The sequence below is a fragment of the Neobacillus terrae genome (genome assembly GCF_011393025.1).
In the GTDB taxonomy this organism is placed as follows: domain Bacteria; phylum Bacillota; class Bacilli; order Bacillales; family Cytobacillaceae; genus Neobacillus_A; species Neobacillus_A terrae.
This window is the reverse complement of record NZ_JAAOEO010000005.1, coordinates 137,553-149,794: the sequence shown is the minus strand read 5'-3', so window position 1 is coordinate 149,794 and position 12,242 is coordinate 137,553. Positions and strand designations below refer to the sequence as shown.

Sequence of the window (12,242 nt, the reverse complement as noted above, 5' to 3'; positions counted from 1 at the left end):
CACGCATTTATTTGCTCTAAAAAAGAGCTTCAGCAACTGAGGTGAACAGCAGTATGTTAATGATATTATTATTTTTTTCCCTTATTCTGCTTTTATTTTACACACTCCTTCCTTTCTTTATATCAAGAATAATTGGAGCGGGAGGATTTAAGAAAAATTCCGATTCTCAAAGTATAGCTTTCACCTTTGATGATGGACCTAATCCAATTTATACTCCCGAGTTGCTGAATATTCTAAAGGACAACGATGTAAAGGCTGCTTTTTTCGTTCTTGGATCAAAGGCTGAGAAATATCCCGAGATAATTCGACAGATCCATAAGGAAGGCCATTTGATAGGGCTTCATAATTATGTGCATCGATCAAATTGGATTATGTCTCCTTGGAAGGTACGAAGGGATTTGAAAAGAAGCGCAGAAATCATAGAAGGAATAACTGGAGAAAGGCCGACTTATTACCGGCCGCCTTGGGGTTTATTAAACATTTTTGATTACTTTTTACTTAAGGAATATAAGATAGTTTTATGGTCATTAATGGCGGGAGATTGGAAAACTGCCGGAGGAAAGGAACGAGTAAAGAAAGTTCTTCTTTCAAAGGTGAAAAAGGGAGATATTATTCTTTTGCATGACTGTGGGAAAACCTTTGGGGCAGATGAAAAGGCCCCACGAAATACAATAGATGCATTAAAGGATGTTTTAATGGAAGTAAAAAATCGAAACTTCCATTGCTCGAGAATTGATGATATTTTATGAGTTCTTTGAAGTAAAGGATGAAGAGGTATATGGAAGTAATTTATATATATCTTGGGAAAGGATTAAAAATAATAAAAAATATTTTAATGGTGAATCATATGTTTATTAAAAGAGGAAATTAAAGCAGGAGCCAATTGGAGGGGTCCTGCTTTTACTTTCTTTGTGATTGTAGATATACCATTTACAAACTCTGTAACTACAATTTTTCTGTGTAACTAATAAAATATGCGTGTCTTTTATATCTTAAATGAAAAAGTTTGGCGTACGTCTAATAATACATAAGGAAAGGATCATTGTATGAGTTTAAAAAAGCATCTATTTATAGCATTTATTATAAGTCTAGTGTCGTTGGTGGGTTTTAGTTTAATTGACTTGTTTATTAGCGATAAAAAGATTATTGATTTTGATAGTGATATTATAGCGTTTATACAAGGAGGGGAGTCTCCGTCTTTGACTGCTATTATGAAGTTTTTTACATTTATCGGGTCAGGGCCATGTGTGGTGTTTATAAGCATCGTCCTTTTATTTACACTGTATAAAGTTCTTCAACATCGTTTAGAATTAATTCTTTTTATCGCAGCTCTCGCTGGTTCAGCTATTTTAAATGTAGTATTAAAGCAAGTTTTTCATCGTGTTCGACCAAATCTTCATCGGTTAATTGATATAACTGGATACAGTTTTCCGAGTGGCCATGCTATGAATGCCTTTACTGTCTATGGAATGATTGCCTTTTTACTTTGGAGACATATTCCCCACAGGTTCGGCCGCATTGTTCTTATTCTTATTTCCATTTTCTTTATTTTATCTATTGGAATCAGCCGCATCTATTTAGGTGTTCATTATCCAAGTGATATTATAGCCGGTTATTTTGCAAGCGGCTTCTGGCTGGCCATTGCCATTTGGGTCTTTCAGCTATACAAAGAAAAACAATACAAAAGATTTCATTCAGGACATGAAGGTAAATAGCTCTTATAAAAAAGCAAAGGTATTATCATCTATTGATGTGTTTTAATAGGTGCCTGAAGGCTGATAAACTTTAACATGGCGGGCATAAGAATTAAAACGGCAATTAATCTAAGGGACTGGACGGTAACCACAAAAGTAGAGTCAGCATTGAGGGCCATAGAAGTGGATGCCATTTCTGCTACCCCGCCTGGAGCAAAAGCTAAGAGGCAGGTAACCAATGGTATTTTAGTTATTTTTGAAATCCATATAGAAAAAATGGCCATGACTGTAACCATTAAAAACGAAGTCGCCAGCCCGCCATAAATAATTCTTCCTAAGCCCCTGAACATTTCCTTTTTTACCTGGAAACCGATACTAGCTCCAATCAAAACCTGTGCCAGGATGACTATAATGTGCGGCCAGAAAGGGAAGGCGTCATTCTTATAAAAATAAGTAATAATCAATTGGGATATTGACGCTCCAATCATGCTTCCGACGAGCCAGGGAGCAGGCAATTTTAATCTTTTTCCCATTTCAGCTCCTATAATTGATCCTATAATCAACAGAATGGTCCATAGCAAGGGGAAATATTCAAGATTAGAATGATTACTATCCGGCAGGTTTATATGTAGTTGATTATTCACTTTTCCTGCAATAAAAGGAACGGTTCCAATAACAAATAAAATCCTGATGGTTTGGATTAAGCTTACAACCAGAGCATTAGCGCCAGCCTCTTCAGCAATTGCAGGCATCGCGGACATTCCCCCGGGTGTCGTTCCAAAAAGGCAGGTAATCATACTTGCTTTGCTGAAGTGCCACAGCATCATTCCAGAGAGGAGTGCCACAGCAATTGACATCATTAACATTAAGGAAATGAGGATGAAGTGATCCTCAAAAGTATTCAAGCTGGAAAAATGAAGGTTTTGTCCCAATTGTATACCCAAAATAGCTTGTCCGATTTGCCGCCAATAAGGGTGTATGCCTTTGTTTGTCCTGGAAGTCTTTCCTCCAGGTTTCAAAATAAGCGAAATTATGCTTGCTGTAAACAAACTTCCCAACAGCCAGGCTATTGATATTCCTGTAGTGTATAAAAGAAGGCCTCCTAAAGAACTAATTGTTAATAAAGGAACATTCTGAAGCATTAGCCTGAGGTTTTGCATTAAAATTCTCCTGCTCTTTTAAAATGATGCTGTTACTTAGGTGGGTTACCTTGTTGCAGCGGAAGGTATGGTACCTTTTTAGGATTATAGTTAATGACATCAGATGAAAATATCTCGATAATTAAATTATTCCGTAAGGTATGGGCTTTTATTAGAACCGGCTGATTGTATTTGTTTTTAAAGACAAAATCAGGTCCATTCCAGCTTACTGTGGCATCCCGCCCAGGTGGCGTGTATGGAACCTCTTTGCTGTGCGAGAAGCGTTGAATAATATTTAAGCCAGCATTGTCTACAGCATTAAAAAGGGTAGACGATACCTGACAGATTCCACCACCAATATCTTCTGATATTTCCCCTTTCATGATGACAGGAGCAGGCAAATATCCCTTTTCAGAAGTTCTTTTTCCAACTATGTTATTAAAGGAGAAAACCTCACCTGGGAACAGAACGAAATTATTAATAGCTTGTGCAGCAAGAAACAAATTTTTGGTTCTTTCTTTGTTATAAGAATTGAAGATTGTAGTATATTCTCCAATTTTTTTATTTCGAATTTCCGCAAGCAATTCACTGTCAACTTTTGGATAAATGGTTTGTATTGGGATCTCTAATTTAGAGGCAGCATTGTTAAATAAATAAGAATACACCTGTTCTGTAAAAAGTTGACGATTTAATCCATAACCCAATTGTTCTGGTATCATATTACCGTATGGATCTATAATGGCATTTGTAGGTTTTTTTAAAGCATTTTTATCGATTTGGTCAATAACTTTATCCAATTTTTCTGTATCTATAATAGGCAAAAAAGGATAGCTTCTCGATAAATCAGTAGGATTAACCATTGTAATAGGCTGCCCGTTCCTAGTGAGTACTAAATTGTTGTCCGGTGGCATAGGTTCTTGTTGAGAAAATAATAAAAATCCAATCACCCAAGTAACATTCATACTCATTAATACCTCCCTCATAATATTATGAGTAAAAAATTTCATTTTATGTAATATGAAAAAACAATGTATTATTGAAATCAAATGTTATGGGTTTTTTGTAAACAAATCGGACTCCTCATGACGGTTCTTTGGATATCAGTGAGTTTCGTTAGGAACTAATTAATAGAAAAAATTGGCATTCCCCAGGACTTATTAGATGCATTAGGAAGGATTAAACCTTAAGACGTAAGTAAGTGGCATCCACAGGGATAATTTTTATCTGTTCTAAGTAAAAGATGCTCTGCCAAAGAAAAATATTTAAAAAGATGAATTTTTAATCTTACTTTAATTTTTTTACTTTATAATAATATAATGTTTAATATCAGGTTGATAATATTAAAGAAAGGATCCAATATTATGAACTACTTGATAAAGACGCTAATCATAATCGATATTCTTATTATATTGGCTATTATTTGTGGTGAAGTCTTTTTTAGAATTTGAATAATGTTTATATATCGAGAAAAAAACCTATATTAATAATCCATTTACTAATGGGTTATTTAATATAGGTTTTTTGTGTATTATTTCCTATTGAAAAGGATATATAAAATAAGTCAAAACACCTACCAAGATTCCTGTAAATGCACCAAAAAACACTTCCGCCGGCTGGTGCCCTAATAATTCTTTTAATTTCTCTCTGGACTCTGTTTTCTTCAAGTTAGGGTCTTTTAGTGTATCAATTAAACGATTGAAGTCAACTAATAATTTATTTAAAACCTCAGCATGATACCCTGCATGTCTTCTAACACCTGTAGCATCATGCATCACGATTAAGGAAACTACAATACAAATTGCAAAATCATCAGAATAAAGACCAGAAGTTAATCCAATTGCCGTAGTTAAAGAAATAATAGTTGCAGTATGAGAACTTGGCATACCACCTGTGCTAAACATTAATTTCCAATTGAGTTCTCTGGATATTAAAAAATGAATGGGGATTTTTACTATTTGTGCGATTAGCATTCCCAAAAGAGCAGATAAAATTGGATAGGATAGAAACATGTTGCCTCCTTAAAATGTTGAAGGCTTGTGAAATCAAATCAACGCCTTCAAAAAGATTATAATCATATTTTGTTCTAAACCAAATGAATTTACCATAGCGTCTTCCTGATGTAAATGAAAAAAAGAAACCGTGGAATTAAAATATACCATATTAAAATTCCTTGAAAAATATTTATTGGGGGATATACACTAAACAAGCTTTGCAGCCAGAAAAGGAGAATTATTTCAGTAAAATATAAACTGTTCGTTATTGTTTTATTAAAAATTTATTAAATTACGTTCTATTTTTAAATTAGGTGTTAAATTAAAAATTGATGTAATAACTTATTTGGTTGCCAGGTTTGTTCATTGAGTCCTTTCTTGTTTATATGAAAACTTTCCAAATAGAAGAGTACATTCTCTATATGGTCGGTTTTCCATCTTTATTCCGTTATTTAATATATAAAATTTACAGCTTTAAAAAAGCAAAGCAAAAAGGAATCGAGGAATTCATGTCAATACTAAAGCTTAAAAAATTATTTCAACAAGAGAAAACATATTTACTGATTGCAATTTTTATTATTGCACTTTGGGTGTTGCCATATTTTGTACTTGGACAAGATGCACATATGAGGATTCATGATAATCTGGATTCCAATGTAGCCTGGTACAAAGTATTAATGAGTAGCGGGCAGCTTTTTGGTCCTCTTAATGCAAATATCCCACAAATCATAAACGGGCAATTATCCCGAAATGCTCTTTATTCCGAATACTACGGCATTATAGAATTGTTTCGGTTCTTCCCCCCGGTTACTGCTTATGGATTAAATATAGCAATTACTCGGTTTACAGCCTTCTTAGGAATGTATTTACTTTTAAAAGACTATATCATTAAACCTAAGGAACAGGGAATTATTCGAGCTGCCGCCGCCTTAACCTTTTCTCTAACTCCTTTTTGGCCTAATGGCATGTTGAGTACACTAGGAATGCCTTTAGCCTTATGGGCATTTTTAAATCTGCGGTATCATGTGAAAACAAGGCAGAGTTGGATTACGCTTACCCTGTTGCCGTTTTATTCTACTTTCATGTTAGGTTTTTTCTTTTTCTTAAGTGCAATGGGTGTATTTTGGCTTGTTGATGCCATTAGAACAAAAAAAGCTCAGATTAGAATGTTCCTTTCCATTCTGTATATGACTCTCCTCTATATGGCCATTGAATATCGTACTATCGCATCGCTAATTTTTACAACCGAAAAAACGAATCGTTCGGAATTTAATGAGTCAAAAAATACCTTCTATCAGACGATTGGGCTAATCTTCAAAAACTATTTTATTGGACATAACCAGGATCAAACGCTATATGAGTTCATTATCTTCCCAACCGCTTTGATTGCACTTATTATAGTTATCATTCAAAAAAGATGGAGACAGGAAAAGCTATTTATCGGGTTACATCTGGCAAACTTTTTGTTATCTGTATGGTATTCCTTTTGGTGGTATCAAGGGTGGGGGCCTTTAAAGCAAAAAATAAATGTTTTAAACACCTTTAATTTTTCCCGTTATCATTATTTAAGACCGATGTTCATTTATATTTTATTCGCAGTTTCTCTTCAAATATTGTGGAGGATTAATAAAAAATGGCGTATATTTGCTATACTTTTTGCCATTTTGCAGCTTTGTGTTCTTTTTCCATCAAACGAGGAAATTTATTACCGTCATTCTCCTTCTTTTAAGCAGTTTTATGCAGTTAAGGAATTTGAGGACATCAAGAAATATATTGGAAAACCGGTTCAGGATTATAGGGTCATTAGCATCGGACTTCATCCTGCAATTGCCCAATATAATGGACTTTATACACTTGATACTTATAATAATTTTTACCCTTTGTCATATAAGCATCAATTTCGAAAAATTATTGCTCCTGAACTAGATAAAAACCTCACATTAAAGGAATATTTTGATGAGTGGGGTGGAAGATGTTATGTATTCGTAAATGAACTAGGAGAAAATTATATTTTTTCGAGAAATTCATCAAAAGTAATCCGAAACCTGGATTTAAATACAGCAGCTTTGAAAAAAATGGGTGGAGATTATATTCTTTCCACAGTCCGGATACAAAACGCCAGTGAAAATCACCTGGAGCTACAAAGGATCTTTCATAAAAAGGAATACTATTGGCGGATATATTTATATAGAGTTTTGTAAAAAGAGGATACAGGAGATACTTCAAAATGCCTCTCCTTCCTTATTATTTGGTCCTTAGAAAACTCATTTACTAGTTTCTGGAGGGTATTAGAGTGCATTTTAATATACAACAGTATGGATATCCAGGTGTTTTTTTTGCATTTTTGCTTGAAATGGTAGGGGTTCCTTTTCCTGGAGAAACTATTCTTACCTTATCAGGCATACAATGGAAACAGGGGACATTTTCATTTATGCCACTGATTCTTGTAACCCTTTCAGGAACTCTAATAGGCTCCAATATTGCTTATATGATTGGCCGCTTTTTAGGACGAAGCTTTATTTTGCGATTTGGAAAATATGTAGGAATTACAGATAAGAAATTTAACACTGCGGATGAAAAGTTTAAAAAATACAGTGTCCTTTTGGTTTTTGGGGGGAAATTTGTTGCAGGAATTCGAGTTTTTTCAGCTTATTTAGCTGGTATAAATCGAATGTGCTTTTGGAAGTTTACCTTTTATAACTCAACAGGTACTCTTTTGTGGATAATTGTTTTTATTTTATTGGGAAGATATGCTAATATCTTTTGGGGGCAATATCATCATTTATTTCTATTATTAATAATTTTGATCATTCTTTTGGGTATGATCACTACAGTCATTTTTATTAAACAGCATAGAACTAAAAAAATTAAATCCATGTAGGTTCATTTATTTTGAAAATATTATATTAGAAAAATTAATAAAGATATTTAAATCATTGGGTTCATACTATTTTTCAGCGGGATTTTCTTTATTTTTACCTAAATTGATAAATTTAATAATTTCTTAATAAAAAAGGTTTATAGTTAAAAGTGTAAAAAGTAAATCATTTACTTTAAGACATTATGAATGAAATGGAAAATAGTAAGGTTTCTAAAAGCAAGCTATGCGTTTTTAAAATAAATCAAGTGATTATATTCGCTTGATATAAATATAGATAAAGCCATTCCATTTACAAACTCCTATCCTTGTAAAGACATTTTAAGGAGAAGGAAGAGATGGAGTTAGTAAATAGGAAAGAAATATAGAAAGGGTTGAAATCTATGAATAAAAAAATTCTGGTCATTTCTTCGGACCATACTGGTCATGGACATAAAAGTATCGCTGAATCATTACAAGAAAAAATTGGTGTGAATACACAAGTTGATATACATGTGGTTGACGGTTTTGCTTTAGGTGGATCCGCGTTATTAAACATTGGTAAATCTTATGGACCAATTACTCGATATTCTGCCCAGCTTTGGAACGCGATTTGGCATTTCTCTGCTAAGAATTCTTATCTAGTGGACAAGTTTATCGAAGTAATGATTCGAAAGAATTTACTGGCTGTACTGAATGAAGTAAAACCTGACATGATCTTATCGATTCATCCTAATTTCAATGGCTCTGTTATTAATATCCTTCGTAAAGAAAATATACACATTCCCTTTGGCACCCTTATTGCGGATTTAGTGAATATTTATCCTTTATGGGCAGACAAAAGAGCGGACTTTATCCTGAGTCCTACCGAGGAAGCAAAAGAAAAATGTTTAGAATTTGGGGTTCCTGAAGAAAAAATCAATGTAGTTGGATTTCCAGTTCGGGAAAGATTTAATGCCCAAACCAATTTCCGGAAAAACGGGAAATCAAATTTCAACTTTTTATTGATGAGCGGTGGTGAAGGTGTAGGCAATATGAGCGCCATTGCAGAAGAGCTTCTTGAACATTTTGATTGTACCGTAAGTATGATTGCGGGCAGAAATGAAACATTAAAAGTGGAATTGGAATCTTCTTTAAAGGGTCGTTTCGGAGATCGTGCCAAGATTTATGGCTTTGTAAAGAATATTCAAGAATTGATGCTTTCAGCAGATATTGCGATTACTAGAGGAAGCCCAAATGTAATGTTTGAGTGTATTGCGACTAATTTACCAATTATTATTACAGGCGCTTTACCAGGGCAAGAAAAAGATAATCCAAGGTTTGCCGAGAAGCATAATTTAGGAATCTTTTGCCAGGACACTAAAAATCTTACATCGATAATGGAAGAATTATTAGACCATGATGAGAAACGGTTATCTTCGATCATCAAATCACAGAAAGAATTCATCAACAGACATGCAGCAGAAGATATTTTGAATTTTCTTGTCTCTGTAGAAGCAGAGGAATTTGAACCTATTAAGAAAAGAAGAGTTTCTTTCGCTCTGGCTTTAAATAAATTTTTGAACTAAACTGAGATCGCTGAGGCGATCTTTTTTTTGTGCAAAAAAATAGAAATCTCAATGAAATTCAGATGATATTCGGATAGGGTAAGCTAAAAAAAGTAAGAGCTAGACCGAATGGTGGGGTTATTCTGACATTGTAAAGCAAAAAGAGGAAGAGCGAGTCTGAATGAAGGTGATATTCTGACAAGGGAACGAGAAAAGTGTATGAGCTTGTCTGAATGAAGGGGTTATTCGGACAGAGGAACGCTAAAAGAGGAAGGGTGAGTCAGAATCCAGGATCTTACCCGGACAGGCTAAAAGGAATCTCTTTTAGCTTATCAGATTTTATATCCATAAATTCTAAACGCATTTAACGGTTTCTATTACACCTCTGGAATGTCCGTGAGCAGTATCTACTACAATGACATCAACATTTGCCTTTACAAGCTTTTCTACACGTTTCATTGTATCTTTTGTAACTCCTACGGCTGCACCTGCCAATAGTCTTCCTTGACGGTCTTTTGATGAGTTCGGGAATTCAAGACGGGCAGGATAAGGAAGGCTACGTCAGCGATAACATCGCACGAAGGAAAAGCACCAGCTTTTCCGAGGAAGTCCTAGTCAGGCGAAAGGCACAGGACAAGGAAAGCTACGTCAGCTTTGCCTCGCACGAAGAAAAAGCAAAGCTTTTTCGAGGATGTGCCGTTTTGAGCGTGATAAGCATAGCTAAGGCATCTGCCGAAAAGGACTTGGATAATGCCAAGATTTTCTAATAACAAAATTGCTAATAAACGAAGATCTTAATAAATTCGAACAAAAAAACTAGGGAATGCTTATGGGCATTCCCTAGAACGAATGGTTATTTTTTATTAGGACCTAAATACTGATAATCATCAGGATTAATCGGTTTAAACCCTGCTGGTGTGTAAAAACGTAATAAATCTGCATTAACCACTTTATCAGACATATTAAGTTCATTTATTACCTGTTCGTTGATGGATTTACAAGCAGTCTGGTCGATTTTTAAATTCCCTGTGTTTGTATCATAGCATCTTCCGTTTATTTGGGTAACTTTGCTTGATACATAATTGCCATTTCTAAATAATGCCCAATTTCGATGCTGTGGTGATAATAAATCTGAACCAAACTCAATATATTTCTTTGTGTCAATTCCTAATAAATGAAGAAGTGTTGGGCGAACATCGACTTCCCCGCCAATTTGATGCTGTATCCCGCCTTTTACTCCGGGTACGTGAATAAATAATGGTACCTGTTGCAGCTTTGCATTAATGACTGGGGTAATTGCAGGAACCCCCAAGACTTTTGCCATCGCTTCTGCATGATTTTCTGAGATTCCGTAATGATCTCCATAAAGGATAATTACTGACTTATCATAAAGCCCATCTGCTTTTAAAGAATCAAAAAACTGTTTAAGTGCTTGATCCATATAATGTGCAGATTGAAAATAATTATTTACAATTGCATCTCCAAAATCTCCAGCAGCGAAGTTAGTATCTCCCGGATCCATTTCAAACGGGAAATGGTTTGATAAGGTAATAAATTTAGTATAGAACGGCTGTTTTAAACCTTCCAGCATTGGGATGGATTCCTGGAAGAAGGGTTTATCCTTCATTCCAAAGTTCTTTATATTTCCCTTTGACATATCGTAATAAGCTGCATCGAAAAAGTGTTCATAACCTAATTGTTTATACATCACGTTACGATTCCAGAACTCCTTATAATTACCGTGGAATACTGCAGTTGTATAATCCTTTTGATGTAAAATCGTCGGTGCTGACTGATATGTGTTTTGATCCTTATTAATAAATGCTGCTCCAGAAGATAAGGGATATAAAGAGTTTTCCATTAAAAACTCAGCATCAGATGTTTTTCCTTGTCCGGTTTGATGATAGAAGTTATTAAAGTAGAAGGTACTTCCATCATGAGCTAAAGAATCCAAAAAGGGAGTTACTTTTTGTCCATTCGGCATTTTATAATCAATCATAAAGTTTTGGAATGATTCTAACGAAACATAAATAACATTCATTCCTTTTGCTTTTCCAAAATAGGCTGGATTTGGAGCAGAATAATGATTTCTTCTATAGTTTTCTACAGTGGTAATATCACTGCTGCTTGCCATTACCCTCATGCTGGTAAGTTTGATATTTTGCAGAACATCCAAAATAGTAAAGTTATAAGTTCCTAAATACTTAACTAAATAGTTTCGATCAAAAGAACGTGATAATAAATGCGGCCGGTCTTTTTCCGCCAATGCCAGATTAAAGAGAAAAACGCCGGTGGCGAATAAAAAAACAAGCTTAAAAGTTTTTTGCTTCATAATAGAGGCTTTTTTAAATACAGTTAAAGCAAGAATGATTAAGATGACCGTATCTGTAAAATAAAAAATATCTGTTGCGTACATTAATGATGCTGCACTGCTACCTAAACCCTTGGCATTTGAAAAAGCCTGTACAATATCAGGTACGGTGATAAAATCGGTAAAATAGCGATAATAGACAATATTGGAATATAAAAGGAATGACAATAAGAAATGAATGATAATCAACCATTTTTTTGTATGGTTTTTAGAAAGTAAAGCGAATCCCAAAAATAGTAAAGCGGAACTGAGAGGGTTAATTGCTAATAAAAATTTTTGTAGACTATCATCAATCCCTAATTTAAATTCAATTTGATAAGACACATACGTTTTGATCCAAAACAGGACTACCGCAACGGTAAAAAAGGCAATGTGGCTTTTTTTTATTTTGTTAAAAGAAATAATCTTCTCCATTATGAATCTCCTTTCCCTGAAAACACAATCGAGTAAATTAAAAAAACATCTTTATCTGATTTAGAGCAAATTTCATTTAATGTTTATAAATACACCTTATATTATCAGAACAATAACAAGGGTGAAAAGTATTTAGTGAATTAGATTAGCGCTATTATTTTTCTTTAGAGCCGCAATGGATGATATCGGGAAAAGTCTATTAAGGAATAAATGCATTTCCAAAATCGTA

10 protein-coding genes and 1 pseudogene are annotated in these 12,242 nt (G+C 34.2%); 6 read left to right on the top strand and 5 right to left on the bottom strand.

The window, feature by feature from the left end; translation table 11 throughout:
- Window positions 1-53: 53 nt before the first annotated feature.
- Both G8761_RS09065 and G8761_RS09060 read left to right on the top strand, forming a co-directional pair.
- Entirely contained in the window at window positions 54-749 is a 696-nt protein-coding gene (locus G8761_RS09065; RefSeq protein ID WP_243449952.1) for a polysaccharide deacetylase family protein, read from the top strand.
- 450 nt (window positions 750-1,199) lie between these two features.
- On the top strand, window positions 1,200-1,715 hold the full coding sequence (locus tag G8761_RS09060; protein ID WP_338000932.1) for a phosphatase PAP2 family protein: 516 nt from the start codon (window positions 1,200-1,202) through the stop codon (window positions 1,713-1,715).
- Window positions 1,716-1,744: 29 nt separating this feature from the next.
- Here G8761_RS09060 and G8761_RS09055 read toward each other — a convergent pair whose 3' ends face one another.
- The 3 genes from G8761_RS09055 to G8761_RS09045 form a co-directional block, all read right to left on the bottom strand.
- On the bottom strand, window positions 1,745-2,854 hold the full coding sequence (locus G8761_RS09055) for an AbrB family transcriptional regulator (RefSeq protein WP_166025781.1): 1,110 nt from the start codon (window positions 2,852-2,854) through the stop codon (window positions 1,745-1,747).
- 32 nt (window positions 2,855-2,886) lie between these two features.
- Window positions 2,887-3,795 carry a VanW family protein gene (locus tag G8761_RS09050; protein WP_166026192.1) on the bottom strand — a complete coding sequence of 303 codons (909 nt, stop codon included), beginning with the start codon at window positions 3,793-3,795 and terminating at the stop codon, window positions 2,887-2,889.
- 573 nt (window positions 3,796-4,368) lie between these two features.
- Complete coding sequence (locus G8761_RS09045; RefSeq protein WP_166025779.1) at window positions 4,369-4,842, bottom strand: divergent PAP2 family protein; 474 nt, start codon at window positions 4,840-4,842, stop codon at window positions 4,369-4,371.
- Between the two features lie 491 nt (window positions 4,843-5,333).
- Between G8761_RS09045 and G8761_RS09040 the strand changes: the two genes are divergently transcribed.
- The 3 genes from G8761_RS09040 to G8761_RS09030 all read left to right on the top strand — a co-directional run bounded on the left by G8761_RS09040 (window position 5,334) and on the right by G8761_RS09030 (window position 9,249).
- Entirely contained in the window at window positions 5,334-7,025 is a 1,692-nt protein-coding gene (locus tag G8761_RS09040) for a DUF6044 family protein (protein ID WP_420800243.1), read from the top strand.
- A gap of 92 nt (window positions 7,026-7,117) precedes the next feature.
- Complete coding sequence (locus G8761_RS09035; RefSeq protein ID WP_166025777.1) at window positions 7,118-7,705, top strand: VTT domain-containing protein; 588 nt, start codon at window positions 7,118-7,120, stop codon at window positions 7,703-7,705.
- Window positions 7,706-8,085: 380 nt separating this feature from the next.
- A complete protein-coding gene (locus G8761_RS09030) occupies window positions 8,086-9,249 on the top strand; it encodes an MGDG synthase family glycosyltransferase (protein WP_166025775.1) in 1,164 nt (387 codons plus the stop codon).
- A 345-nt stretch (window positions 9,250-9,594) separates the two neighbouring features.
- Here the strand turns inward: G8761_RS09030 and G8761_RS09025 are convergent.
- Window positions 9,595-9,765: pseudogene (locus tag G8761_RS09025) on the bottom strand (IMP dehydrogenase); the annotation flags it as partial.
- On the opposite strand from G8761_RS09025, the gene G8761_RS09020 reads away from it, so the two are divergent.
- Window positions 9,747-9,995 (top strand): hypothetical protein, encoded by a 249-nt coding sequence (locus G8761_RS09020; RefSeq protein WP_166025773.1) that lies wholly within the window; start codon window positions 9,747-9,749, stop codon window positions 9,993-9,995. The pseudogene G8761_RS09025 and the gene G8761_RS09020 sit on opposite strands and share 19 nt — an antisense overlap.
- An 86-nt stretch (window positions 9,996-10,081) precedes the next feature.
- Here G8761_RS09020 and G8761_RS09015 read toward each other — a convergent pair whose 3' ends face one another.
- Window positions 10,082-12,013 carry an LTA synthase family protein gene (locus G8761_RS09015; protein WP_166025771.1) on the bottom strand — a complete coding sequence of 644 codons (1,932 nt, stop codon included), beginning with the start codon at window positions 12,011-12,013 and terminating at the stop codon, window positions 10,082-10,084.
- Window positions 12,014-12,242: the final 229 nt, after the last annotated feature.

What these genes read in the sequence shown, in the direction of transcription:
- G8761_RS09065 (WP_243449952.1), top strand. Translation starts at nt 54, where the DNA reads ATGTTAATGATATTATTATTTTTTTCCCTTATTCTGCTTTTATTTTAC.
- G8761_RS09055 (WP_166025781.1), bottom strand. Translation starts at nt 2,854, where the DNA reads ATGCAAAACCTCAGGCTAATGCTTCAGAATGTTCCTTTATTAACAATT.
- G8761_RS09050 (WP_166026192.1), bottom strand. Translation starts at nt 3,795, where the DNA reads ATGAATGTTACTTGGGTGATTGGATTTTTATTATTTTCTCAACAAGAA.
- G8761_RS09045 (WP_166025779.1), bottom strand. Translation starts at nt 4,842, where the DNA reads ATGTTTCTATCCTATCCAATTTTATCTGCTCTTTTGGGAATGCTAATC.
- G8761_RS09040 (WP_420800243.1), top strand. Translation starts at nt 5,334, where the DNA reads ATGTCAATACTAAAGCTTAAAAAATTATTTCAACAAGAGAAAACATAT.
- G8761_RS09030 (WP_166025775.1), top strand. Translation starts at nt 8,086, where the DNA reads ATGAATAAAAAAATTCTGGTCATTTCTTCGGACCATACTGGTCATGGA.
- G8761_RS09020 (WP_166025773.1), top strand. Translation starts at nt 9,747, where the DNA reads ATGAGTTCGGGAATTCAAGACGGGCAGGATAAGGAAGGCTACGTCAGC.
- G8761_RS09015 (WP_166025771.1), bottom strand. Translation starts at nt 12,013, where the DNA reads ATGGAGAAGATTATTTCTTTTAACAAAATAAAAAAAAGCCACATTGCC.